This is a genomic window from Streptomyces sp. NPDC054849 (genome assembly GCF_053610945.1).
In genome coordinates this window covers 21081-46250 of the sequence record NZ_JBSGZI010000026.1, presented here as the reverse complement: position 1 = coordinate 46250, position 25170 = coordinate 21081, and the positions used below count along the sequence as shown (strand labels likewise).

Genomic DNA, 25170 nt, shown 5'->3' with positions numbered 1-25170 from the left:
TCCACACGGGCGAGTGGGGGAATGCATGCGCCGTAGGATCCGTTGGGTGGGGTGAGAGTCCGCACCGGCCCCCGGTAGGCAGCACGCAGTCCGCAGAGACGAGGAAGTAACCCGTGAGCGACGTCCGAAACGTGATCATCATCGGATCCGGGCCGGCCGGCTACACCGCCGCCCTGTACACCGCACGCGCTTCGCTCAAGCCGCTGGTCTTCGAAGGTGCCGTCACCGCGGGTGGCGCCCTGATGAACACCACCGAGGTGGAGAACTTCCCCGGGTTCCAGGACGGCATCATGGGCCCGGACCTGATGGACAACATGCGTGGCCAGGCTGAGCGCTTCGGCGCCGAGCTGGTCCCGGACGACGTCGTGGCCGTGGACCTCAGCGGTGAGATCAAGACCGTCACCGACACCGCCGGCACCGTGCACCGGGCCAAGGCCGTCATCGTCACCACCGGCTCGCAGCACCGCAAGCTCGGCCTGCCCAACGAGGACGCCCTCTCCGGCCGCGGCGTCTCCTGGTGCGCCACCTGCGACGGGTTCTTCTTCAAGGATCACGACATCGCCGTCGTCGGCGGCGGCGACACCGCGATCGAGGAGGCCACCTTCCTCTCCCGGTTCGCCAAGTCCGTCACGATCGTCCACCGCCGCGACAGCCTGCGCGCCTCCAAGGCCATGCAGGACCGCGCCTTCGCCGACCCGAAGATCACCTTCGCCTGGGACAGCGAGGTCGCCGAGATCCACGGCGAGCAGAAGCTCTCCGGCCTCACCCTGCGCAACACCAAGACCGGTGAGACCTCCGCGCTGCCCGTGACCGGCCTGTTCATCGCCGTCGGCCACGACCCGCGCACCGAGCTGTTCAAGGACCAGCTGGAGCTCGACGAAGAGGGCTACCTCAAGGTCGACGCCCCCTCCACCCGTACCAGCGTCACCGGCGTGTTCGGCGCCGGTGACGTCGTGGACCACACGTACCGTCAGGCCATCACAGCCGCGGGCACCGGTTGTTCCGCCGCCCTCGACGCGGAGCGCTTCCTCGCCGCCCTCGCGGACGCCGAGAAGGCCCACGCGACGGTCTGACCGGTCTGACCCACGCACCACTCCCCGCCCCACACCCCGCAGGAATGAAGAAGGAGGCCGCTGTGGCCGGCACCCTCAAGAATGTGACCGACGCTGACTTCGATGCCGAGGTCCTCAGGAGCGACAAGCCCGTACTGGTGGACTTCTGGGCCGCCTGGTGCGGACCGTGCCGCCAGATCGCGCCGTCCCTCGAGGCCATCGCCGCCGAATACGGCGACCAGATCGAGATCGTCAAGCTGAACATCGACGAGAACCCGGCCACGGCCGCCAAGTACGGCGTCATGTCCATCCCGACCCTGAACGTCTACCAGGGTGGCGAGGTCGCCAAGACCATCGTCGGTGCGAAGCCGAAGGCCGCCATCCTGCGCGACCTCTCCGACTTCGTCGAGGTCAAGACCGCCTGACTTCCGGGGCCCCATCCAGCGGTGGCTGGGTGAGTTTCACGTGAAACGGGGCCGTCCCCTCCCAGGGGGCGGCCCCGTTTCGCGCGTCCCGCTCACAGCGGACGCAGCGCCGGCTCCTTGCGCGCCGCGCCCAGCAGGCGGTCAAGCGCCAGCTCCACGTCTTCCTTCCACGACAGCGTCGACCTCAACTCCAGCCGCAACCGCGGATGCGCCGGATGCGGACGCACCGTCTTGAAGCCCACCGCCAGGAGATGATCCGCGGGCAACAGGCACGCCGGGCCGTCCCAGCGCGCGTCCCCGAATGCCTCGATCGCCCGGAAACCCCGCCGCAGCAGATCCTTCGCCACCGTCTGGACCATGACCCGTCCCAGCCCCTGCCCCTGATACCCCGGCATGATCCACGCGGTGATCAGCTGCACCGCGTCCGGCGAGACCGGACTGGTCGGAAACGACGTGGCCCGCGGAACGTACGCCGGCGGCGCGTACAGCACGAACCCCACCGGGACGTCGTCCACATAGACCACTCGGCCGCAGGATCCCCACTCCAGCAGCACAGCGGAGATCCACGCCTCTTTCTCCAGTGCCGCGTTACCCGCCTTCACGGCGGCCTCGCCACTGACCGGATCCAGTTCCCAGAACACGCAGGACCGGCAACGACGGGGCAAGTCCTGGAGGTTGTCCAGCGTGAGCGGTACCAGCCGACGACCCATGACCGCATCGTATCCACTGGTCCAGCGTTCTTCGACAGCAAAGCGAAGGGGCGGACCGCACCGGTTCGCACCAGTACGATCCGCCCCTCGGCGGCGCGGGGATCACTCCCCGGAAAGACCCTGTTCCAGAACCCGGCCCTCGCCCGGAGCCAGCGTCCCCAGAATGCGCTCCAAGTCCTCCATCGACGCGAACTCAACGGTGATCTTGCCCTTCTTCTGGCCCAGATCCACCTTCACCCGCGTCTCGAAGCGGTCCGACAGCCGCGTCGCCAGTTCACTGAGCGCCGGCGCCACCCGGGTGCCCGCGCGGGGACCCTTCGGCTTGACCGCGCTCGAGGGCTCCGACGCCATCAGCGTCACGATCTCCTCGACCGCACGCACCGACAGGCCCTCGGCCACGATCCGGTGCGCCAGCCGGTCCTGCTCCTCGGAATCGTCCACCGAGAGCAGCGCCCGCGCATGGCCCGCCGACAGCACGCCCGCAGCCACCCGGCGCTGCACCGACGGCGACAGCTTCAGCAGCCGCAGCGTGTTCGACACCTGCGGACGCGAGCGCCCGATCCGGTCGGCCAGCTGATCGTGGGTGCAGTTGAAGTCCTGCAGCAGCTGGTCGTAGGCCGCAGCCTCTTCCAGCGGGTTCAGCTGCGCCCGGTGCAGGTTCTCCAGCAGAGCGTCCAGGAGCAGCTTCTCGTCATCCGTCGCCCGAATGATCGCCGGAATGGCCGCGAGCCCGGCTTCCCGGCAGGCACGCCAACGCCGCTCACCCATGATCAGCTCATAGCGGCCGGGGGCCGACTGCCGCACCACCACGGGCTGGAGCAGACCCACCTCCTGGATGGAGGTGACCAGCTCGGCGAGCGCGTCCTCATCGAACACCTCACGCGGCTGCCGCGGGTTCGGCGTGATCGCGTCCATGGGAAGCTCCGCGAACGTTGCTCCCGCCACTCCCTCGGTCTCGGCCACCACCGCTTCCGGCTCGGCCACCGGGACGACCGCGAGCGATGTTTCACGTGAAACATCCGCCTGCGCCAGCGAAGCCAGCTTCGCCGCCGCGATCCCGCGCTCCGACGTCATGACCGGAACCGCCGACGGAGACGTCGACCCGGCATTGATCACCGGCGGCGTCTTCTCCTGTGGAGCCGCGGGGATCAGCGCACCGAGCCCTCGCCCAAGGCCTCTACGTCGCTCGCTCACTGGATCCCCTCCGCCACACTCTGCGTGCTGTTCATGCCCGGTCCCAGATGGGGGTGCCGAGCCTCGTACTGCATTCCGACCCCCCGAAACGCGATCTCTCGCGCCGCCTCCAGATAGGAGAGGGAACCACTGGAACCCGGGTCATACGTGAGCACCGTCTGCCCGTAGCTCGGCGCCTCGGAGATGCGCACCGACCGGGGGATGCTCGTCCGCAGCACCTCCTTGCCGAAGTGGCTGCGCACCTCCTCGGCCACCTGCGACGCCAGCCGGGTCCTGCCGTCGTACATCGTCAGCAGGATGGTCGACACATGGAGCGTCGGGTTGAGGTGGGCGCGCACCAGATCGACATTGCGCAGCAGCTGACCCAGGCCCTCCAGCGCGTAGTACTCGCACTGGATCGGGATCAGCACCTCCGCACCGGCCACCAGCGCGTTCACCGTCAGCAGCCCGAGCGAGGGAGGACAGTCGATCAGAATGTAGTCCAGAGGCTGATCGTACGCCTGGATCGCCCGCTGCAGACGGCTCTCCCGCGCCACGAGCGACACCAGCTCGATCTCGGCACCCGCCAGGTCGATCGTGGCCGGAGCGCAGAAGAGTCCCTCCACGTCCACCACCGGCTGGACGACCTCCAGCAGGGGCCGGCTGTCCACGAGCACGTCGTAGATGGACGGCACATCGGCGTGGTGGTCGATGCCCAGCGCCGTGGACGCGTTGCCCTGCGGGTCGAGATCGACCACCAGGACGCGTGCCCCGTGCAACGCCAGTGAGGCCGCCAGATTCACGGTCGTCGTGGTCTTGCCCACGCCGCCCTTCTGGTTGGCGACCACGATGACCCGGGTCTGCTGCGGCCGGGGCAGGCCCTCACCGGCGCGCCCCAGCGCCTCGACCGCCAGCTGGGCGGATCGACCGATGGGGGTGTCGTTGTCTACAAGGGGCGGAGGCGATGTTTCACGTGAAACATCCTCCCCCGCCGTTTCAGAGCGGGGACCGGGGACCGGATCGGCCATCGGCCCCGCGAGGTTGGCGTCGGACCGCACGGTGTCACTCTCCTCGACATCAGGCTCGCGATGAACAGAGCCTCCCATGTCACCCGGGTCGCGAACCAGCGGGGCCCGTACTCCTGTGGATGAATCCACCGTTGTGGACAACTCCGTCCCCCTTGCGTCCTTGCGGTGAAGGGGGGTCGCAGCCGCACGACCGCGGCTGATGATTCCGTGCAGCAGAGAGCGACGTTTCACGTGAAACACGATGCCCGGACGGAGTCTTCAGGCCGCTACGACACTCCGAAATCCATACCTATAGGGCCCAACGCAGACGAAATCTCCCCGTGAACCCTGCACTTCGGAAGATCAACGACGCCGACGGGTGCGACCCACCCGTGCCGCCTTAGCCCGCTTGGCCGCGAACCTCACCCCACCGGGGCTCTCGCCGACCTCGACCCGAACCACCGTCGACAGCGGATCCACCAGACCCTCGCCCACCTGCAGCACCGAGGTCTTCACCACACCCAGCTTCGCCAGCGCCGTCTTCGCCGACACCAGCTCCTCCTCGGCGGTGTCGCCCTTGAGCGCCAGCATCTCGCCGTAGGGACGCAGCAGGGGCACACCCCAGCCGGCCAGCCGGTCCAGCGGAGCCACTGCGCGCGCCGTCACCACGTGCACCGGCTGCAGCGTGCCGAGAACCTCCTCGGCACGCCCGCGCATCACCGTGACGTGGTCCAGGCCGAGCAGCTCCACGGCCTCCTGGAGGAAGGTCGTCCGCCGCAGCAGCGGCTCAAGCAAGGTGATCTTGAGATCGCGTCGCACCAGAGCCAGCGGGATGCCGGGAAGACCCGCACCCGAACCCACGTCGCACACGGTGACACCCTGGGGCACCACCTCGGACAGCACAGCGCAGTTCAGCAGGTGCCGCTCCCACAGTCGCGGCACCTCACGCGGCCCGATCAGGCCTCGCTTGACTCCCGCATCCGCCAGCAGCTCCGCATACCGCACAGCTTCCGGGAAAAACTCACCGAATACCGCGCGCGCCTCTTCCGGCGCCGGGGGAAGCTCAGCTGCCTCCGTCACGGGGACCGTCCTTCCGTACCGCATGGTTCTGAAAACCACGTCTCGAACATGCCGCGTCGTTCACATGCCAGGCTGACAAACATCGGCCCCGCCTGCGAGACAGACGGGGCCGGATACTCGCGTCGGCGGTCAGGCCGGGAGCACGACGACGAAGCGCTGCGGCTCCTCGCCCTCGGACTCGCTCCGCAGACCGGCGGCCGCCACGGCGTCGTGGACGACCTTCCGCTCGAACGGGGTCATCGGAGCCAGCTTCATCGGCTCACCGGACGCCTTGACGTCCGCCGCGGCCTGAGCGCCGAGCGCCGCCAGCTCCTCGCGCTTCTTCGCGCGGAAACCGGCGATGTCCAGCATCAGCCGGCTGCGGTCCCCGGTCTCCCGGTGCACGGCGAGACGGGTCAGCTCCTGCAGAGCCTCCAGAACCTCACCGTCGCGACCCACGAGCTTCTGCAGGTCGCGGCCGGCGGAGTCACTGACGATCGACACCGCGGCCCGGTCGGCCTCTACGTCCATGTCGATGTCGCCGTCCAGGTCGGCGATGTCCAGCAGACCCTCGAGGTAGTCGGCCGCGATCTCACCCTCCTGCTCGAGGCGGGTCAGGGTGTCGCCACTCTCAGCGGCGGCGGTGGTGGTGCCTTCCGTCACGGGAGGGACTCCTTCTTACTTCTTGGGAGAGGGCTTGCTGGGCGTCTGACGCTGCGACTTCGACTGCCGCTTCGGCTGCTGCCGCTTCGCGGCACCGCCGCTCGCCGCATCCGAGTCTGCCGTGGCCACGGCACTCTTGATCACGGAGCCGTCCGGCTGGGCGGCCATGCCCTGCTTCGACAGAGCCGTGATGAACTTGCGCTCGTTGTCGTTGCGGTCCGGGCCCTTGGCGACGATCGCCGCGACAACCTTCTTCCTGCCCCGACCCTTGAGCTCACCGTGCGAGCTGACGTGCTTGAGCACGCGGGTCAGGTACTGGTCCTGCGCCTTGCTGCCCGGCGTCGGGTTCTGGTTGATCACGTACATCTGCTGACCCATGGTCCACACGTTCGTGGTCAGCCAGTAGACGAGGACACCGACGGGGAAGTTGATGCCCATGACCGCGAAGATCACGGGGAAGATGTACATCAGCATCTTCTGCTGCTGCATGAACGGCGTCTTGACCGAGAGGTCGACGTTCTTCTGCATCAGCTGGCGCTGGGTGTAGAACTGCGACAGCGACATCATGATGATCATGACCGCGGTCACGATCCGGACGTCCGTCAGCGTGGCCCCCAGGGCCGCGACCTTCTCCGAGCTGTCCATGAACTTGGCGGCGATCGGCGCGCCGAAGATCTTGGCCTCACGGGCGCTGTCGACCAGCTGCTGGTCCATCACCCCGATGGTCTTGCCATCGGCGATGTTCGCCAGCACGTGGTACAGCGCGAAGAAGAACGGCGACTGCGCCAGGATGGGAAGGCACGAGGAGAGCGGGTTGGTGCCCGTCTCCTTGTAGAGCTTCATCATCTCTTCGGACTGGCGCTGCTTGTCGTTCTTGTAGCGCTCCTGGATCGCCTTCATCTTCGGCTGGAGCGCCTGCATGCCCCGCGTCGCCTTGATCTGCTTCACGAAAAGCGGGATCAGACAGATACGGATCAAGATCACCAGGGACACGATGGACAGGCCCCAGGCCCATCCGCTGTCCGCCCCGAAGATCGCCCCGTACAGGCTGTGGAACTGGACGATGATCCATGAGACGGGTGTGGTGATAAAGCTGAACAGACCGGCAATCGTGTCCACTAATCAGGCTCCTTGAGCATTGCGAGATCTACGCAACGCACTGCGCAGCTGCTCGTGCCAACGCGGGCGTTTACGGGGTGGGACGTGGTCCACGCCACCCGGGGACCACGGATTGCACCGCAGGATCCGCCAGGCGGTCAGAGCCGTCCCCTTCACCGCACCATGCCGGTCGATGGCCGTGTACCCGTAGTGCGAACACGACGGGTAGTAGCGGCACACCGGGCCGAGCAGCGGACTGATGGTCCACTGGTACAGCTTGATCAAAGCGAGCAGCGGGTACTTCATCGAGCGACGCCTCCCAGGAGCCGCATCAAAGCGGCATCCAGGTCCCGGGCCAGTTCGTCGGGGCCGGCGTCACCCGCTGCGGGCAACGCACGTACCACCACCAGGCTACCGGCGGGCAGCTGCGAGAGCCGCTCGCGGATCAGATGGCGCAGACGGCGCTTCACCCGGTTCCGTACGACGGCGTTGCCGACAGCCTTGCTGACGACGAAACCCGCACGCGTCGAGGGATCGATCTCCCCCGACTCGTGCGGGTCCGTTGCACCGCTTGTACGTAGGTGGACGACGAGGAGTGGGCGACCAGCCCGACGACCTCGTCGTACCGCGCTCGCGAAGTCCTCGCGCCGCCTCAGCCGATTTTCGGGAGACAGCACGACGTCACGACCTGCGTGTTGTTACGCGGAAAGGGCGGCGCGGCCCTTGCCACGACGGTTCGCGAGGATCGCGCGACCGGCACGGGTACGCATCCGCAGGCGGAAGCCGTGGGTCTTGGCACGACGGCGGTTGTTCGGCTGGAAGGTGCGCTTGCTCACTCGGGGGCTCCAGAGAATGAATCGTTGTGGCGGGACATCGCCTGGCTGTCACCGTGCGCCCACGAGGAAACTCGCGTGTTCGCCCGAGTGGCACCGCTAAATGATCACTATCAGTGACCTTCGCCCATCGGTAGGCAGGCGGCAGCAGCCATCGACAACTCGACCTCGTTACGGTACGCGCGGCTACGCCATCCGGTCAAACCGAGCTGACGTGGCCCACACTGTGCACAGGCTGTGGACAACGACTTGAACCGTACCCGTTGGCCTGACTACCGTTGTCTGATCCCGGATTTTTTGTCCCGACCGTCCCAAAGAACCACACATTCGTGGGACCCCTGTGAGAGAGCGTGCTCTGTGGCTGACGTACCTGCCGATCTTGCCGCAGTGTGGCCAAGGGTGCTGGAAAAGCTCCTCGGGGAGGGACAGCCGGGGATCGAGCCCAAGGACAAGCAGTGGGTCGAGAGGTGCCAGCCGCTGGCACTCGTCGCCGACACCGCACTGCTCGCCGTCCCCAACGAATGGGGCAAGCGCGTCCTCGAGGGCCGCCTCGCCCCGCTCATCAGTGACGCGCTCAGCCGTGAGTGCGGCCGCCCCATCCGGATCGCCATCACCGTGGACGACTCCGCCGGCGAGCCCGCGCCCCCCGCCCCGACCGGCCAGCAGCCGGGCGGATACGAGCCGTACGGCGGCCAGCGCTCCGGCGGCGGCCCCTCCGACGACCAGCTCCCCACCGCCCGCCCCGCCTATCCGGACTACCAGCAGCCGCGCCCCGAGCCCGGCGCATGGCCCCGCGGCGGCCAGCAGGACGACTACGGCTGGCAGCAGCAGCGCCTCGGCGGTTTCCCCGAGCGCGACCCGTACGCCTCCCCGCAGCCGGGCTACCTCCAGCAGTCCGAGCCCTCCGGCTACGACCAGGGCAACTACGACCAGGGCTCCTACGAGCAGCAGAAGTACGAGCAATCCCAACAGTCGCACCAGTCCCACCAGTCCCACCAGCCGCATCAGTCGCGTCCATACGAGCAGCAGCAGTACGAGCAGCCCGCGCCGCGTCAGGCCCCCGGCCGGCCCGCGGCGCCCCCGGCCCCGTCCGGCGGCTCCACCTCGGGCCCGCTGGAGCCGACCGCCCGGCTGAATCCCAAGTACCTCTTCGACACCTTCGTCATCGGCGCCTCCAACCGCTTCGCGCACGCCGCCGCGGTGGCCGTCGCCGAGGCGCCGGCCAAGGCCTACAACCCCCTCTTCATCTATGGGGAGTCGGGCCTCGGCAAGACGCACCTGCTGCACGCCATCGGGCACTACGCGCGCAGCCTCTACCCCGGCACCCGCGTGCGGTACGTGAGCTCCGAGGAGTTCACCAACGAGTTCATCAACTCCATCCGCGACGGCAAGGGCGACGCGTTCCGCAAGCGCTACCGCGAGATGGACATCCTGCTCGTCGACGACATCCAGTTCCTCGCGAGCAAGGAGTCGACGCAGGAGGAGTTCTTCCACACCTTCAACACGCTCCACAACGCCAACAAGCAGATCGTCCTCTCCTCCGACCGGCCGCCCAAGCAGCTCGTCACGCTGGAGGACCGGCTCCGCAACCGCTTCGAGTGGGGCCTGATCACCGACGTCCAGCCGCCCGAGCTGGAGACCCGCATCGCGATCCTGCGCAAGAAGGCGGTCCAGGAGCAGCTCAACGCCCCGCCGGAGGTACTGGAGTTCATCGCCTCCCGCATCTCGCGCAACATCCGCGAGCTGGAGGGGGCGCTGATCCGGGTCACGGCCTTCGCGAGCCTGAACCGGCAGCCGGTCGACCTGGGCCTCACCGAGGACGTCCTGAAGAACCTGATTCCGGGCGGCGAGGACAGCGCGCCCGAGATCACCGCCTCCGACATCATGGCGGCCACCGCCGACTACTTCGGCCTGACCGTGGACGACCTGTGCGGCTCCTCGCGCAGCCGGGTCCTGGTCACCGCCCGGCAGATCGCCATGTATCTGTGCCGGGAGCTCACGGACCTGTCGCTGCCCAAGATCGGGGCGCAGTTCGGCGGCCGCGACCACACCACCGTCATGCACGCGGACCGCAAGATCCGCGCCCTGATGGCCGAGCGCCGCTCCATCTACAACCAGGTCACGGAACTCACCAACCGCATCAAGAACGCCTGAGCTCGGCCCCAAAGGGCGCGGCGGAGGCCGCGCCAGGGCCCCTTCACACCCAGTCAGAGGGCGCTCCCGGTACACAACGGGGGCGCCCTTCTTGGTTCGCGCGCCCCTGACCTGTTCGAATACGCCCCCTCGGGACCAACTCATCCACAGATTCGCGGACTTTCTTCCGTCCACACCCTGGGGACGGATCCCGTCACCCACAATCTGTCCACAGGCATGCCGGGTGAGGCTTCATCAGGCCAGGTCAGGTGCCTGTGGATTTGTGCGCAAGCGTCATCCACAGGCTGTGGACAAATATTTCGTCCACAGGCCTGTCCACGGCGTTGTCCACCGCCGCCCCACAGGTTTCCGCGTCCTGTGCACAGGATCCGGCGCCTTCTCCACAGCCTTGTCCACTGTTCGGCAACGCGCCACCCCCTCTCACCGCCCGGAGTGAAAGCGGTCACACGGAAGTAGACGTTTGGGTTGTGGAGTACCGGGGGAAAGCTGGGGACACACCTGTGGAGTAATGGGGCTCCCCTGGGGACAGCCTGTGCAGAACTTTTCGTTCTCCACAGGGACACCGTGTTGTCCACCGGTGTCACCCACAGGGTCGGTGGATAAAAAACGCGGGTTGACCTGCGAAAACGGGCTTATCCACCGTTTCCACAGGCCCTACTACTACCCCCATAGAGAGTTAGGCCGGTTTCGGTTTTCAAGCGGGTCCTGTGCACAACTCGTCGATCGCCCGCCCCGACGCCTCGCTCCCGACTTGACCGCCGGCCGCACCGACTGTCGGCGCCGTACGTCAGACTGGTCCCCGGCATCGGTCGAGGCATCGACGAGCCGACGACGAAGGCCGGCAGACGAGCGAGCAACAGCAGGAGGCGGTTCCGGTGAAGATCCGGGTGGAGCGCGACGTACTCGCGGAGGCGGTGGCCTGGGCGGCCCGAAGCCTCCCGGCCCGGCCGCCGGTGCCCGTTCTCGCGGGCCTGCTGCTCAAGGCCGAGGACGGCAAGCTGAGCCTCTCCGGCTTCGACTACGAGGTCTCGGCCCGCGTCTCCGTCGAGGCGGACGTCGAGGAGGACGGGATCGTCCTGGTCTCCGGTCGGCTGCTCGCCGACATCTGCCGCGCCCTCCCCAACCGGCCGGTGGAGATTTCCACAGACGGTGTACGGGCGACCGTGGTCTGCGGCTCCTCGCGATTCACACTCCACACCCTGCCTGTGGAGGAGTACCCGGCGCTGCCGCAGATGCCGACCGCGACGGGCACCGTGCCCGGCGAGGTCTTCGCCTCCGCCGCCAAGCAGGTGGCCACCGCCGCCGGCCGTGACGACACGCTGCCCGTGCTGACCGGTGTCCGCATCGAGATCGAGGGCGACCGCGTCACCCTGGCCTCCACCGACCGCTACCGCTTCGCGGTCCGCGAGTTCCTGTGGAAGCCGGAGAACCCGGACGCCTCGGCCGTGGCCCTGGTGCCCGCCAAGACGCTCCAGGAGATCGCCAACTCGCTGACCAGCGGCGACACCGTGACCCTGGCGCTGTCCGGCTCCGGCGCGGGCGAAGGCCTGATCGGTTTCGAGGGCGCCGGCCGCCGCACGACCACCCGGCTGCTCGAGGGCGACCTGCCCAAGTACCGCACACTCTTCCCGACCGAGTTCAACTCGATCGCCGTGATCGAGACGGCGCCCTTCGTGGAGGCCGTCAAGCGCGTGGCCCTGGTGGCCGAGCGCAACACCCCGGTCCGCCTGAGCTTCGAGCAGGGCGTGCTCATCCTGGAGGCCGGCTCCTCCGACGATGCACAGGCTGTGGAAAGGGTCGACGCCCAGCTGGACGGCGACGACATCTCGATCGCCTTCAACCCGACCTTCCTGCTGGACGGCCTGAGCGCGATCGCCTCCCCGGTGGCCCAGCTCAGCTTCACCACGTCGACCAAGCCCGCGCTGCTCAGCGGCCGCCCGGCGATCGACGCGGAAGCGGACGAGACCTACAAGTACCTGATCATGCCGGTGCGTCTCTCCGGCTGATTCTTCGCAGGTCAGGCCCGGTTTCGCGGACCGCGAGACCGGGCCTCACCACGTCACGGGGACACGGTGCGGCAGCGCGCGCCCCATGGAGCCGGGCGGCGCGGCCCGGCGTAGGCTCGGGGCCGGGGGTTCCCCGGGATCCACGGGCACCCCGGCAAACACGGCCACAACGCTTAAGGAACCACCTGATGGAGCTTGGTCTCGTCGGTCTAGGCAAGATGGGCGGCAACATGCGCGAGCGCATCCGCCGCGCAGGCCACACCGTCATCGGATACGACCGCAACCCGGACCTCGCCGATGTCCACAGCCTGCAGGAACTTGTGGACAGCCTGCCGGCGCCCCGCGTCGTGTGGGTGATGGTCCCGGCGGGTGCGGCGACGCAGTCCACCATCGACGAACTCGGGGAGCTGCTCTCGATCGGCGACGTCGTCGTCGACGGCGGCAACTCCCGCTGGACCGACGACGAGAAGCACGCGGCGGAGCTGGCCACGAAGGGCATCGGCTTCGTCGACTGCGGTGTCTCGGGCGGCGTGTGGGGCCTGGAGAACGGCTACGCGCTCATGTACGGCGGTGCCAAGGACCACGTCGGCCGCGTCCAGCCGATCTTCGACGCCCTCAAGCCCGAGGGTGAATTCGGTGCCGTGCACGCTGGCAAGGTCGGCGCGGGCCACTTCGCCAAGATGGTCCACAACGGCATCGAGTACGCCATGATGCAGGCCTACGCCGAGGGCTGGGAGCTCCTGGAGAAGGTGGACTCGGTCACCGACGTCCGCGAGGTCTTCCGCTCCTGGCAGGAGGGCACCGTCATCCGCTCCTGGCTGCTCGACCTGGCCGTGAACGCCCTCGACGAGGACGAGCACCTGGAGCAGCTGCGCGGCTTCGCGCAGGACTCGGGCGAGGGCCGCTGGACGGTGGAGGCGGCGATCGACAACGCCGTGCCGCTGCCTGCGATCACCGCGTCGCTCTTCGCGCGCTTCGCCTCGCGTCAGGACGACTCCCCCCAGATGAAGATGATCGCCGCGCTGCGCAACCAGTTCGGCGGCCACGCGGTCGAGAAGAAGTAGTCGACAGGACGGCCGCGCAGCTCGGAGTGGCTGCACGGCACGTCAGCAGGACAGCAGGACAGCGAGTAGTGGGAAAGCCGGGGGAGGTCGGCGCCGTATGCATGTTTCGCATCTCTCATTGGCCGACTTCCGCTCGTACGCCCGGGCCGAGGTTCCCCTCGATCCGGGCGTCACCGCTTTCGTGGGTCCCAACGGGCAGGGGAAGACCAACCTCGTCGAGGCGATCGGCTACCTCGCCACGCTCGGCAGCCACCGGGTCTCCTCGGACGCCCCGCTCGTACGGATGGGCGCGGAGCGGGCGATCATCCGCGCGGCCGTCACCCAGGGCGAGCGTCAGCAGCTGGTGGAGCTGGAGCTGAACCCGGGGCGCGCGAACCGGGCCCGGATCAACCGGTCCTCGCAGGTCAGACCGCGGGACGTGCTGGGGATCGTACGGACGGTGCTGTTCGCGCCGGAGGACTTGGCCCTGGTCAAGGGCGACCCGGGGGAACGGCGGCGGTTCCTGGACGAGCTGGTCACGGCGCGCTCGCCGCGGATGGCGGCGGTCCGCTCCGATTACGAGCGGGTCCTCAAGCAGCGCAACACCCTGCTGAAGTCGGCGGCGATGGCTCGCCGGCACGGCGGCCGCCAGGGGGCGACAGCCGGACGGAGTTCGGGAGGGGACCTCTCCACGCTCGACGTGTGGGACCAGCACCTCGCGCGCGCGGGCGCGGAGCTGCTGGCGCAGCGGCTGGACCTGATCGCGACGCTGCTGCCGCTCGCGGACAAGGCGTACGAGCAGCTCGCACCCGGCGGCGGCCCGCTGGGGCTGTCGTACAAGTCCTCCGCCGGCGAGGCGGTGGACAGCGGCGCGTCGCGCACCCGCGAGGCGCTCTACGAGGTGCTCACGGCAGCGCTCGCCGACGTGCGCAAGCAGGAGATCGAGCGCGGTGTGACCCTGGTGGGACCGCACCGCGACGACGTGCTGCTGCGGCTGGGGGAGCTGCCCGCGAAGGGGTACGCGAGCCACGGCGAATCGTGGTCGTACGCGCTGGCGCTGCGGCTGGCCTCGTACGAGCTGCTGCGCTCGGAGGGCAGCGAGCCGGTGCTGATCCTGGACGACGTGTTCGCGGAGCTGGACGTGCGGCGCCGCGAGCGGCTGGCGGAGCTGGTGGCTCCGGGCGAGCAGGTGCTGGTGACGGCGGCGGTGGACGACGACGTCCCGGGGGTGCTGGCGGGAACACGGTTCGGGGTGTCCGGCGGTGAGGTGACCCGGCTGTGAACGAACACGGCAAGGACCCGCATCAGGAGCAGGGCCGCAAGGCCCCGGAGGCCTCCGGGGTGGACCTCGCGCGCCAGGCCCTCGCGGCGGCGCGGGAGCAGGCGCGGGCCCGGGGCAATGCGGCGGGCGGCAGGAAGCGCCAGCAGCAGCCGGGGCTGCGCTCGGGTGCGCGGGCGGACGGGCGGGACCCGATGCCGTTGATGGCGGCGCTGGACCGGCTGCGGACCGAACGCGGCTGGGAGATGCCGATGGCGGTGGCGGGCGTGATGGAGCGCTGGCCGGAGATCGTCGGGCCGGAGATCGCGGCGCACTGCGTACCGGAGCGGTACGAGGACCGCGAGCTGGTCGTGCGGTGCGATTCCTCGGCCTGGGCGGCGCAGCTGAAGCTGCTGGCTCCACAGCTGGTGGCGCGGCTGAACGCGGATCTGGGGCAGGGGACCGTGCGGATGATCAAGGTGCAGGGGCCGGGTGGGCGGCCCAAGGGGTACGGCCCCTGGCGGGCGCCGGGGAGTAAGGGTCCGGGCGACACGTACGGCTGAGCCGGTTCCCTGCGGGGCTGGGGCTGGGGCTGGGGCTGGGGCTGGTGGGGTGCGGGGGTGCGGGTACATGCAGCCCGCTCCGCGGGACCCCGTGGCTCCGCCCCGGACCCCGCGCCTCAAACGCCGGCGGGGCTGGATTGGGCGTGGCTCCGCCCGGGACCCCGCGCCTCGAACGCCGACGGGGGCTGGATTGCGTGTGGCTCCGCCCCGGACCGCGCTTCAGGCGGCGGCGGGGCTGGGAGGGGCGGCGGGGCTGGATTGAGCGGGGCTTCGGCCCCGGCTCCGCGCTTCATGCGGCGGCGAGCGGCGGGGCTGGATTCGGGGGGACTTTGGTGGCGTCCCTCACGGTAGTGGGAGGTTGACAGGCCGAAGCGCTGGGTGCCCGTGTGAGCCTCTTTGAGCCCCTTCCCGGATGTGGGGAGTCGGAGAGAGGAGGTTCAGGGCGGCACATGCGGACTCAGGTACCGGCAAACCCCCATTCATGTCGGTGGTACCGGTAGACTGAAGCAAATCCCGCCCGCTTGCGGGATCCCGCTGACAAACGCTGACAACGCAGATCGACGCAGCCGCTCCTGCTTGCATGCCTGCTGGCCCGGAGTACGGCCTGTGCTGTGCCAGAAAGGGCGCTTCGTGGCCGATTCCGGCAACCCCAACGACAAGAACGAGTCCACCGCCGACGGCGAGGCCGCCGAGGCAGGTGGGTCTACGTATACCGGCAGCAACATCCAGGTCCTGGAGGGTCTGGACGCGGTCCGCAAGCGGCCCGGCATGTACATCGGCTCCACCGGCGAGCGTGGACTCCATCACCTCGTCTACGAGGTCGTGGACAACTCCGTCGACGAGGCCCTGGCCGGGCACGCCGACACCATCGACGTCACGATCCTGGCCGACGGGGCGGTCAAGGTCGTCGACAACGGCCGCGGCATCCCCGTCGACATCGTGCCGTCCGAGGGCAAGCCGGCCGTCGAGGTCGTGCTGACCGTCCTGCACGCCGGAGGCAAGTTCGGCGGCGGCGGCTACGCCGTCTCCGGCGGTCTGCACGGCGTGGGCGTATCCGTCGTGAACGCGCTGTCGACGCGCGTCGCGGTCGAGGTCCGGCGTGACGGCTACCGCTGGACGCAGGACTACAAGCTCGGCGCCCCGACCGCCGCGCTGGCGAAGAACGAGGCGACCGACGAGAGCGGTACGACGGTCACGTTCTGGGCCGACGGCGACATCTTCGAGACGACCGAGTACTCCTTCGAGACGCTCTCGCGGCGCTTCCAGGAGATGGCCTTCCTGAACAAGGGCCTGACCCTGACGCTGACGGACGAGCGCGAGTCGGCCAAGGCGACGGTGGGCGCCGACGACCCGGACGCGGACGCGGCCGAGCCCGAGGCGCGCACGGTGAAGTACTACTACGAGGGCGGCATCGTCGACTTCGTGAAGTACCTCAACTCGCGCAAGGGCGAGATGATCCACCCGACCGTCATCGACATCGAGGCCGAGGACAAGGAGCGCATGCTCTCGGTCGAGATCGCGATGCAGTGGAACTCGCAGTACACGGAGGGTGTCTACTCCTTCGCGAACACGATCCACACGCATGAGGGCGGTACGCACGAGGAGGGCTTCCGTGCGGCGCTGACGGGTCTGGTCAACCGGTACGCGCGCGATAAGAAGCTGCTGCGCGAGAAGGACGACAACCTCGCCGGCGAGGACATCCGCGAGGGTCTGACGGCGATCATCTCGGTGAAGCTGGGCGAGCCGCAGTTCGAGGGCCAGACGAAGACCAAGCTGGGCAACACCGAGGCGAAGACCTTCGTCCAGAAGGTCGTGCACGAGCACCTCAACGACTGGTTCGACCGGAACCCGAACGAGGCCGCGGACATCGTCCGCAAGTCGATCCAGGCGGCCACGGCGCGCGTCGCGGCCCGCAAGGCCCGTGACCTCACCCGTCGCAAGGGTCTGCTGGAGAGCGCCTCGCTGCCGGGCAAGCTGTCCGACTGCCAGTCGAACGACCCGACCCAGTGCGAGATCTTCATCGTCGAGGGCGACTCGGCCGGCGGCTCGGCCAAGTCCGGCCGCAACCCGATGTACCAGGCCATCCTGCCGATCCGCGGCAAGATCCTGAACGTCGAGAAGGCCCGCATCGACAAGATCCTCCAGAACACCGAGGTCCAGGCGCTGATCAGTGCCTTCGGTACCGGTGTGCACGAGGACTTCGACATCGAGAAGCTCCGCTATCACAAGATCATCCTGATGGCGGACGCCGACGTCGACGGTCAGCACATCAACACCCTGCTGCTGACCTTCCTGTTCCGCTTCATGCGGCCGCTGGTCGAGGCCGGTCACGTGTACCTGTCGCGCCCGCCGCTCTACAAGATCAAGTGGGGCCGGGACGACTTCGAGTACGCGTACTCGGACCGCGAGCGCGACGCGCTGGTGGAGCTCGGCAAGCAGAACGGCAAGCGGATCAAGGAAGACTCGATCCAGCGCTTCAAGGGTCTGGGCGAGATGAACGCCGAGGAGCTGCGCGTCACCACCATGGACGTGGACCACCGCGTCCTCGGCCAGGTCACGCTCGACGACGCGGCGCAGGCCGACGACCTGTTCTCGGTGCTGATGGGTGAGGACGTCGAGGCGCGGCGCTCCTTCATCCAGCGCAACGCCAAGGACGTCCGCTTCCTCGACATCTGAGTCGGCTCTGATGGCCGCCTGAAAGGACTTCTGACCAGCAATGGCCGACGAAACCACCCCCACCGCTGAGAACAACGCGGAGGAGCAGCCCGTGCTGCGCATCGAGCCCGTCGGGCTCGAGACGGAGATGCAGCGCTCCTACCTCGACTACGCGATGTCCGTCATCGTCTCGCGCGCCCTGCCGGACGTGCGCGACGGCCTCAAGCCGGTGCACCGCCGCGTGCTGTACGCGATGTACGACGGCGGATACCGGCCCGAGAAGGGCTTCTACAAGTGCGCCCGCGTCGTCGGCGACGTCATGGGCACCTACCACCCGCACGGTGACAGCTCGATCTACGACGCCCTGGTCCGCCTGGCCCAGCCGTGGTCGATGCGCATGCCGCTTGTGGACTCGAACGGCAACTTCGGCTCTCCGGGCAACGACCCGGCGGCCGCGATGCGCTACACCGAGTGCAAGCTGATGCCGCAGGCCATGGAGATGCTCCGGGACATCGACGAGGAGACCGTCGACTTCCAGGACAACTACGACGGCCGCAACCAGGAGCCGACGGTCCTGCCGGCGCGCTTCCCGAACCTGCTGGTCAACGGCAGCGCCGGCATCGCGGTCGGCATGGCGACCAACATCCCGCCGCACAACCTCCGTGAGGTCGCGGCCGGTGCGCAGTGGGCGCTGGAGCACCCGGAGGCCTCCCACGAGGAGCTCCAGGACGCGCTCATCGAGCGGATCAAGGGTCCTGACTTCCCGTCGGGTGCCCTGGTCGTGGGCCGCAAGGGCATCGAGGAGGCGTACCGGACCGGTCGCGGCTCCATCACGATGCGCGCGGTGGTGGAGGTCGAGGAGATCCAGAACCGCCAGTGCCTGGTGGTCACGGAGCTTCCGTACCAGACCAACCCCGATAACCTCGCGCAGAAGATCGCGGATCTGGTGAAGGACGGCAAGGTCGGCGGCATCGCCGACGTCCGTGACGAGACCTCGTCGCGGACCGGCCAGCGCCTGGTGATCGTGCTGAAGCGCGACGCCGTCGCCAAGGTCGTGCTGAACAACCTCTACAAGCACACCGATCTGCAGACGAACTTCGGCGCGAACATGCTGGCGCTGGTGGACGGCGTGCCGCGCACGCTGTCGATCGACGCCTTCATCCGCCACTGGGTGACGCACCAGATCGAGGTCATCGTCCGGCGCACCCGCTTCCGCCTGCGCAAGGCGGAGGAGCGCGCCCACATCCTGCGCGGCCTGCTCAAGGCGCTGGACGCGATCGACGAGGTCATCGCCCTCATCCGGCGCAGCAACACCGTCGAGATCGCGCGCGAGGGCCTGATGGGCCTCCTGGAGATCGACGAGATCCAGGCGAACGCGATCCTGGAGATGCAGCTGCGCCGCCTGGCGGCACTGGAGCGGCAGAAGATCGTCGCCGAGCACGACGAGCTCCAGTCCAAGATCAACGAGTACAACGCGATCCTGGCCTCGGAGGAGCGTCAGCGCTCCATCGTGAGCGAGGAACTGGCGGCCATCGTCGAGAAGTTCGGCGACGACCGGCGTTCCAAGCTGGTGCCCTTCGACGGTGACATGTCCATCGAGGACCTGATCGCCGAAGAGGACATCGTCGTCACGATCACGCACGGCGGCTACGTCAAGCGCACCAAGACCGAGGACTACCGCTCGCAGAAGCGCGGCGGCAAGGGCGTGCGCGGCACCAAGCTGAAGCAGGACGACCTGGTCGACCACTTCTTCGTGTCCACCACGCACCACTGGCTGCTGTTCTTCACGAACAAGGGCCGGGTCTACCGGTCCAAGGCGTACGAGCTCCCGGACGCCGGCCGTGACGCGCGCGGGCAGCACGTGGCGAACCTGCTGGCCTTCCAGCCGGATGAGAAGATCGCGCAGATCCTCGCCATCCGCGACTACGAGGCGGCGCCCTACCTGATCCTGGCCACCAAGGGCGGCCTGGTGAAGAAGACGGCGCTCAAGGACTACGACTCGCCCCGTTCAGGTGGTGTGATCGCCATCAACCTCAGGGAGACGGGGGATGGCAGCGACGACGAGCTGATCGGCGCGGAGCTGGTGTCCGCCGAGGACGACTTGCTGTTGATCAGCAAGAAGGCGCAGTCGATCCGCTTCACGGCGACCGACGACGCGCTGCGCCCGATGGGCCGTGCGACGTCGGGCGTGAAGGGCATGAGTTTCCGCGAAGGAGACGAACTGCTCTCCATGAGCGTCGTCCGGCCCGGTACGTTCGTCTTCACCGCGACCGACGGCGGCTACGCCAAGCGGACGCCGGTGGACGAATACCGCGTCCAGGGGCGTGGCGGTCTGGGCATCAAGGCCGCGAAGATCGTGGAGGACCGCGGGTCGCTCGTAGGGGCGCTCGTGGTGGACGAAACGGACGAGATTCTCGCCATCACGCTCAGCGGTGGTGTGATTCGTACGCGCGTCAACGAAGTCAGGGAGACCGGCCGTGACACCATGGGCGTCCAGCTGATCAACCTGGGCAAGCGGGATGCCGTGGTCGGCATCGCCCGCAACGCCGAGGCCGGTCAGGAAGCTGACGAGGTCGAGGCCGACGAGAACGAGACCGAGGTGGCCGACGGACAGGCCGCCGAGGCCGCCGAGGGCACGCAGCCTTCGGCCGGGGAGCACGAGGAGTAAGTCGTGAGTGGAGCCACGGGCGCCGGACCGGCCAAGACTGGAGCGAACGGTGCCCGTGGCCCCGCCGCGGACTCCCAGGGGGGAACCGTGACGGACACCCGAGGACCGCAGCCGTCGGCCGACGCGGACGCCGGCCAGGACCGGCCCGCGCAGCCGGCGCAGCCGTACCACCCGCCGCAGGCCTACGCGGCCCCCTCGGGCCCGGGGTCGCCGCGGGGCGGCACCGGAGCCACAGCGCAGCGCAAGCCGCGTCCTGGGGTCCGTACGGCCCCCCGGACGCGCAAGGCGCGGCTGCGGGTCGCCAAGGCCGACCCCTGGTCGGTGATGAAGGTCAGCTTCCTGCTGTCGATCGCGCTGGGCATCTGCACGATCGTGGCGGCGGCGGTGCTGTGGATGGTCATGGACGCGATGGGCGTCTTCTCGACCGTCGGCGGCACCATCAGCGAGGCGACCGGCTCGAACGAGAGCAACGGCTTCGACCTCCAGTCGTTCATGTCGCTGCCGCGCGTGCTGACGTTCACGTCGGTGATCGCGGTCATCGACGTGGTGCTGGCGACGGCACTGGCGACGCTGGGCGCGTTCATCTACAACCTGTCGGCGGGCTTCGTCGGCGGTGTGGAGCTGACGCTCGCCGAGGACGAGTGACGCTCGGACGAGGTCGGATGACCTGCGCAGACGTCGCCCGGCAACGGATTTTGGCCTGACCGGGTCTGTGCGCTAATCTTCAGGAGTCAGCGCGCAGCGCGGATGGGGCTATAGCTCAGTTGGTTAGAGCGCATCCCTGATAAGGATGAGGCCACAGGTTCAAATCCTGTTAGCCCCACAGTGTCGAAGACCCCCAGGCCACAGGCCTGGGGGTCTTTGTCATAGGGCCAGTTGGGGAGCCGTGAGGTCACCGATCGGTATCGGTCGGTGTGTATTGTTGGCTGCCAGAAGTCCCCTACGTCAATGAAAGACGAGGTCGCGCGGTGAAGAAGCTGCTCCTGGTCGCACTGGCCGCCATCGGCGGGCTCCTCGTGTACCGCCAGATCCAGGCGGACCGCGCCGAGCAGGACCTGTGGACGGAGGCAACTGACTCCGTGCCCTCTGGTTCCGGTGTGTGAGACCGAAAGCTGATCTCATGAAGCCCCGGCTGCCGCTGCGGCCGGGGCTTTGTGCTGTTCTGTGACGAAAACTTACGTTATGCAAAGATTTGGCTTGCGCTAGCAAACTCGGGGTGGACGTGATGGGTCGGGTACGGACGACAGTGCGGACGGGAGCCGTGGCGGGGGCGGCGGCCCTGGGTCTCGTGGCGGTCCTGCCGGGGGCGGCGCTCGCCGAAGGGGCCGCGCCCGCGCCCGTCCCGACGTACCGCGCCGCCGACGGCGCGAAGCCGGTCGAGGGCAAGCCCTCGACGGCGGACGCCCCGCAGATCGAGGCGGGGAGCGTCTACACGGACACGCTCGCCCCGGGGGAGCGCGTGTACCGGCTCGTCCTCGACAAGGACGAGTCCAACGTCTACGTGTCCGCCGTGGTGCGGCCCGCACCGGGTGCGAAGGTCTCCGGCGGCGACGGCGTCGAGGTGGAGCTCATGACCACCGCCGGCCGCTCCTGCCCGGGGAGCACCGGCCGCGCCAACTTCGGCTACGACGCCTATCCCATCAGCGCGGCCGGCGTCCGCTGGGGAGCGGAGGACACGGACTGCGCGCCCGCCGGCGTGTACTACGCCAAGGTCACCCGCACGTCGGCCAAGGGCTACGACCAGAGCCCCTGGCCGCTGGAGATCAAGGTCCAGCGGGAACCCGGCCGCAGTGCGGCCGTCCCGACGACCGCGCCCGCCACCTGGCCCTCGGGGGCCCCGTCCCTGCCCGGGACCGAGGCGGTGCCCCGCGCCGGGGGCACCGGCTTCAACGACGCGCGTGCCCTGGGCGCCGGGGTGTGGCGCGACGAGATGCGGCCCGGCCAGACCCGCTTCTACCGGGTCCCGCTGGACTGGGGGCAGCAGCTCGGGTTCGGCGCCGAGCTCTCCGCCGCGAAGATGACCAAGACGTTCGGCTCCGCGTCGGGCGGTCTCACCGTCTCCCTCTACAACCCCTACCGGGGCCTGATCTCCGACAAGGACACCTCGTACGACGGCAAGCAGGCCGGGATCACCCTGGGGAAGACCCCGCCCGTCGCCTATGAGAACCGCTTCGCCGCCGACCGGGCGGTCCAGCCGGTCGCCATCGCCGGCTGGTACTACGTCGCGGTGACCATGGGCGGGAAGGTCGCCGAGTTCACCGAGGACGCTACGCCCGTGCCGCTGACCCTGCGGATGGAGGTCACCGGCTCCCCCGCCGAGGCGCCCGCGTACAAGGGGAGCCTCGCCGCGGGCGGCTTCGGCGTCGGCGCCGAGGACCGGACCGCCGCCGAGGAGGGGCTCACCGCCCCTGAGGCCGCCGAGGCCGCCGGGCACCGCTCCGTGATGCGGGTCGTGGCGGGCGCCGGCCTCGGCACCGGGACCTTGCTGCTGCTCGTCCTGGGCGGCTGGATCCTGCTCGGCCGGCGGGGACGCGGCGCTACATCTGCGTGAGGGCCCAGACTCCCACCGCGAAGCAGAGCAGCGCCGCGGCGAGGAGCGAGGCCACCGCCTTCGCCGGAGGCGGGGCGATCCCGCCGGCCGCCCGGGCGGGCGGGGCGGCGGCGGGGACCGGCGGAGCCGGCGCGGTGGGCACCGTGGGCGGCGGCAGGTGGAAGCTGCCCGTCTCCGAGGGCCCGAACGCGGACACCTGGGCCGGGACCGCCGGGTACGGGGTCGGGGCCGCCGACGTCACCGGGGTCGTCGTCGCGCCCGGGGTCGTCGTCGTACCGGGGGCCGTCGTCGCGCCCGGGGTCGTCGTCGTACCGGGGGTCGTCGTCGCGCCCGGGGCCATCGGCGCCGTCGCAGCCGTACCGCGCGGATCCGTACGGGTGGGCTCCGTTGTCACCGTCACCGAGGCCGGACCCTGCGGCGGCGCCGCCGCGGCGATGCCGGGCGCATGCGGAGCAGCCGCGGTGGCGGTCACCGGGCCCTGCGGACCGAATCCGGGCGGGAGCGGGCCCAGTTGGTCGAACACCTCCACCGGATCCTCGTCCGGGGCGGGCGGCGGCAGCAGCTCCACGGCCTCGGCGAGGGCCTTGCGCGCCCCCGTGGCCGTGCGGAACCGGCTCTGCGGGTCCGGCTGCAGGAGGCCTGCGATGACGTCCCAGAGCGGTGCGGGAACGCCTTCCGGGGCGCTCGGGGTCCCATGGGCGAGGAAATGCTCCACCAGGCCCTGGGAATCGGGCTTCCTCCCCTGGAGGAGGTACAGGGCGACCAGCCCGACGGCGAAGAGGTCGGCGGGGAAGTCGGGTTCGGCGCCCAGCAGTTGCTCCGGGGCGAAATAGCCCGGAGTACCGACCACGTAATGGGTCTCGGTCAGCCGGGGCTCGCCCTTGCGCATGGAGATGCCGAAGTCGGACAGCCGCAGGTGCGGCCGCCCGGTTCCGGTGGCCTCCATCAGGATGTTGGCCGGTTTGATGTCACGGTGGACGACCCCCTCCGCATGCACCGCCGCCAGCCCCGACAGGAGCTGGTCGAGCAGCGTGCACACGAAACGGGGCGGCAGGGCCCCGTAGTCCCCGATCACGTGGGCGAGGGATCCGCCGCCGACCAGATCCATGGTGAACAGGACCTTGTCGTCGTCGGCCGCCCAGCTGGCCGGGGCCAGCACGTGCGGGTGATCGATCCGCAGGGCCTGCTCGCGCACGAACCGCAGGAGCGTGTGGGCATCGCTCTGCAGCAGGACCTTCGCGGCGACGTACCGGCGGCGGCGGTGGTCCCAGGCCCGCCACACGGCACCCGCGCCACCGCGCCCGATCGGATCGATCAACTCGTACCGACCGGCGAAGACCTCACCCATCGCTGCGCCCGTCCCCCGTCACCCGTCGTCCGCCCTCGTACGTGTCAGTTCTGGTGGGCCTCGTAGTGCGCGACCGCGTCGGCGGTGCGGCCCGCGCCGTACACCCGGAGGAACTCTGCCAGTTCCGGGTGGCTGGGGGCGAGGCTGTTCGCCGCGTCGATGATGTCACCGGCCGCGGAGACCGAGCGCAGCAGCGACTGGATCTCGCGGACGACCCGCTTGACCGTGGGCGCCCCGGAGCTGGTGGTGGTCTGGCCGCTGTTGCTGAGGACGGAGCCTCCCTGGGTCTTCTTGATCTCGTCCATCCGGTCGGTGGCCTCCGCCGCGCTGACGCTTCCGTCGGCCACCTGGCCGGCGAGGTCCTGGAGGGCCTGGACACGCTGTACCACGGCCGGGTTGCCGATCTTGGCGCGCTGGCCGCTCATCAGCTGGGACAGCATGGGCGCCGACAGTCCGAGGACGGCAGCGAGGCGGGCCTGGTTCAAGCCGAGGTCATCTATGAGCCGGCGGAAGAGGGCCCCCAGCGGCTCCCCGTACCAGCTGCGCTGAAGCTCTCTGGCTCTGGCCGTGGCCTCTTGCTGTACTGCGTCCACTCTTACTACTCCCCTTCGCTGGTGCGAACCTCGCGAGCATCTTACGGAGAGTGGTCGCACCGCGGGAGTCCCTATCATTTTGCGAGATGAGGGGGTACACCCGGTACTCTGTTCTGCGGAACGACCACTCTCCCGCGCGGGAGGGGTGCGTCCAGTTCCATGGGGCCTTAGCTCAGTTGGTAGAGCGCTGCCTTTGCAAGGCAGATGTCAGGAGTTCGAATCTCCTAGGCTCCACAGATAAGACCCTCCTGACCTGCGGAAACGCGGTCGGGAGGGTCTTTTTTCTGCCTTGGTGCTGCTGGCGCCGCCGT

At 69.0% G+C, this 25170-nt stretch carries 23 protein-coding genes and 2 tRNA genes; 14 read left to right on the top strand and 11 right to left on the bottom strand.

The features are described 5' to 3' along the window. Nucleotides 1-113: 113 nt before the first annotated feature. Nucleotides 114-1073 carry a thioredoxin-disulfide reductase gene (trxB, locus tag ACWGIF_RS14615; RefSeq protein WP_453496276.1) on the top strand — a complete coding sequence of 320 codons (960 nt, stop codon included), beginning with the start codon at nt 114-116 and terminating at the stop codon, nt 1071-1073. A gap of 62 nt (nt 1074-1135) precedes the next feature. Then, nucleotides 1136-1477, top strand: coding sequence for a thioredoxin (trxA, locus tag ACWGIF_RS14610; protein ID WP_030025741.1), 342 nt, complete (start codon nt 1136-1138; stop codon nt 1475-1477). Nucleotides 1478-1569: 92 nt separating this feature from the next. Here the strand turns inward: trxA and ACWGIF_RS14605 are convergent, their stop codons facing one another. The 9 genes from ACWGIF_RS14605 to rpmH form a co-directional block, all read right to left on the bottom strand. Next, nucleotides 1570-2187, bottom strand: coding sequence for a GNAT family N-acetyltransferase (locus ACWGIF_RS14605; protein WP_453496273.1), 618 nt, complete (start codon nt 2185-2187; stop codon nt 1570-1572). 102 nt (nt 2188-2289) lie between these two features. Beyond that, entirely contained in the window at nt 2290-3381 is a 1092-nt protein-coding gene (locus tag ACWGIF_RS14600; protein WP_453496270.1) for a ParB/RepB/Spo0J family partition protein, read from the bottom strand. Continuing rightward, nucleotides 3378-4466, bottom strand: coding sequence for a ParA family protein (locus ACWGIF_RS14595; RefSeq protein WP_453496267.1), 1089 nt, complete (start codon nt 4464-4466; stop codon nt 3378-3380). The genes ACWGIF_RS14600 and ACWGIF_RS14595 overlap by 4 nt, the downstream gene beginning before the upstream one ends. A gap of 264 nt (nt 4467-4730) precedes the next feature. Then, nucleotides 4731-5447, bottom strand: a complete 717-nt coding sequence (gene rsmG / locus ACWGIF_RS14590; protein WP_453496264.1) for a 16S rRNA (guanine(527)-N(7))-methyltransferase RsmG — start codon at nt 5445-5447, stop codon at nt 4731-4733. Nucleotides 5448-5576: 129 nt separating this feature from the next. Then, nucleotides 5577-6089, bottom strand: a complete 513-nt coding sequence (locus tag ACWGIF_RS14585; protein ID WP_326589132.1) for a Jag family protein — start codon at nt 6087-6089, stop codon at nt 5577-5579. Nucleotides 6090-6104: 15 nt separating this feature from the next. Next, a complete protein-coding gene (yidC, locus tag ACWGIF_RS14580; RefSeq protein ID WP_453496261.1) occupies nt 6105-7208 on the bottom strand; it encodes a membrane protein insertase YidC in 1104 nt (367 codons plus the stop codon). Nucleotides 7209-7211: 3 nt separating this feature from the next. Further along, nucleotides 7212-7493 (bottom strand): membrane protein insertion efficiency factor YidD, encoded by a 282-nt coding sequence (yidD, locus tag ACWGIF_RS14575; RefSeq protein WP_076043740.1) that lies wholly within the window; start codon nt 7491-7493, stop codon nt 7212-7214. Next, nucleotides 7490-7864: a ribonuclease P protein component gene (rnpA, locus tag ACWGIF_RS14570; RefSeq protein WP_453496258.1), complete on the bottom strand. Its 375-nt coding sequence runs from the start codon at nt 7862-7864 to the stop codon at nt 7490-7492. Before rnpA ends, yidD begins: the two co-directional genes overlap by 4 nt. 21 nt (nt 7865-7885) lie before the next feature. Continuing rightward, a complete protein-coding gene (gene rpmH / locus ACWGIF_RS14565; protein WP_008741645.1) occupies nt 7886-8023 on the bottom strand; it encodes a 50S ribosomal protein L34 in 138 nt (45 codons plus the stop codon). A gap of 234 nt (nt 8024-8257) precedes the next feature. Here rpmH and dnaA point away from each other — a divergent pair, with 234 nt between their 5' ends. The 11 genes from dnaA (at nt 8258) to ACWGIF_RS14510 (ending at nt 22918) form a co-directional block, all read left to right on the top strand. After that, the gene (dnaA, locus tag ACWGIF_RS14560; protein ID WP_453496255.1) at nt 8258-10174 is read left to right on the top strand and encodes a chromosomal replication initiator protein DnaA; all 1917 of its coding nucleotides are present in this window, start codon (nt 8258-8260) and stop codon (nt 10172-10174) included. An 875-nt stretch (nt 10175-11049) separates the two neighbouring features. After that, a complete protein-coding gene (gene dnaN, locus ACWGIF_RS14555; RefSeq protein ID WP_453496253.1) occupies nt 11050-12180 on the top strand; it encodes a DNA polymerase III subunit beta in 1131 nt (376 codons plus the stop codon). Nucleotides 12181-12368: 188 nt separating this feature from the next. Beyond that, nucleotides 12369-13244 (top strand): phosphogluconate dehydrogenase (NAD(+)-dependent, decarboxylating), encoded by an 876-nt coding sequence (gene gnd / locus ACWGIF_RS14550; RefSeq protein ID WP_453496250.1) that lies wholly within the window; start codon nt 12369-12371, stop codon nt 13242-13244. 97 nt (nt 13245-13341) lie between these two features. Next, nucleotides 13342-14505 carry a DNA replication/repair protein RecF gene (gene recF, locus ACWGIF_RS14545; RefSeq protein WP_453496247.1) on the top strand — a complete coding sequence of 388 codons (1164 nt, stop codon included), beginning with the start codon at nt 13342-13344 and terminating at the stop codon, nt 14503-14505. Next, nucleotides 14502-15044 (top strand): DUF721 domain-containing protein, encoded by a 543-nt coding sequence (locus ACWGIF_RS14540; RefSeq protein ID WP_453496244.1) that lies wholly within the window; start codon nt 14502-14504, stop codon nt 15042-15044. Before recF ends, ACWGIF_RS14540 begins: the two co-directional genes overlap by 4 nt. A 606-nt stretch (nt 15045-15650) precedes the next feature. Continuing rightward, entirely contained in the window at nt 15651-17720 is a 2070-nt protein-coding gene (gyrB, locus tag ACWGIF_RS14535; protein WP_453496241.1) for a DNA topoisomerase (ATP-hydrolyzing) subunit B, read from the top strand. Nucleotides 17721-17760: 40 nt separating this feature from the next. Further along, nucleotides 17761-20367: a DNA gyrase subunit A gene (gyrA, locus tag ACWGIF_RS14530; RefSeq protein WP_453496238.1), complete on the top strand. Its 2607-nt coding sequence runs from the start codon at nt 17761-17763 to the stop codon at nt 20365-20367. 87 nt (nt 20368-20454) lie between these two features. Next, a complete protein-coding gene (locus ACWGIF_RS14525) occupies nt 20455-21012 on the top strand; it encodes a DUF3566 domain-containing protein (RefSeq protein ID WP_453496236.1) in 558 nt (185 codons plus the stop codon). A gap of 104 nt (nt 21013-21116) precedes the next feature. Next, nucleotides 21117-21190: transfer RNA gene (locus ACWGIF_RS14520), tRNA-Ile, on the top strand. Between the two features lie 145 nt (nt 21191-21335). Further along, nucleotides 21336-21470 (top strand): DLW-39 family protein, encoded by a 135-nt coding sequence (locus ACWGIF_RS14515; protein WP_208809277.1) that lies wholly within the window; start codon nt 21336-21338, stop codon nt 21468-21470. A gap of 122 nt (nt 21471-21592) precedes the next feature. Next, nucleotides 21593-22918 (top strand): hypothetical protein, encoded by a 1326-nt coding sequence (locus ACWGIF_RS14510; protein WP_453496373.1) that lies wholly within the window; start codon nt 21593-21595, stop codon nt 22916-22918. Here ACWGIF_RS14510 and ACWGIF_RS14505 read toward each other — a convergent pair. Both ACWGIF_RS14505 and ACWGIF_RS14500 read right to left on the bottom strand, forming a co-directional pair. Then, a complete protein-coding gene (locus ACWGIF_RS14505) occupies nt 22905-24266 on the bottom strand; it encodes a serine/threonine-protein kinase (RefSeq protein ID WP_453496233.1) in 1362 nt (453 codons plus the stop codon). The genes ACWGIF_RS14510 and ACWGIF_RS14505 overlap by 14 nt on opposite strands. A 44-nt stretch (nt 24267-24310) precedes the next feature. Continuing rightward, nucleotides 24311-24859, bottom strand: a complete 549-nt coding sequence (locus ACWGIF_RS14500; protein ID WP_453496230.1) for a helix-turn-helix domain-containing protein — start codon at nt 24857-24859, stop codon at nt 24311-24313. Nucleotides 24860-25020: 161 nt separating this feature from the next. Here ACWGIF_RS14500 and ACWGIF_RS14495 point away from each other — a divergent pair. Further along, nucleotides 25021-25093: transfer RNA gene (locus ACWGIF_RS14495), tRNA-Ala, on the top strand. Nucleotides 25094-25170 lie beyond the last annotated feature (77 nt).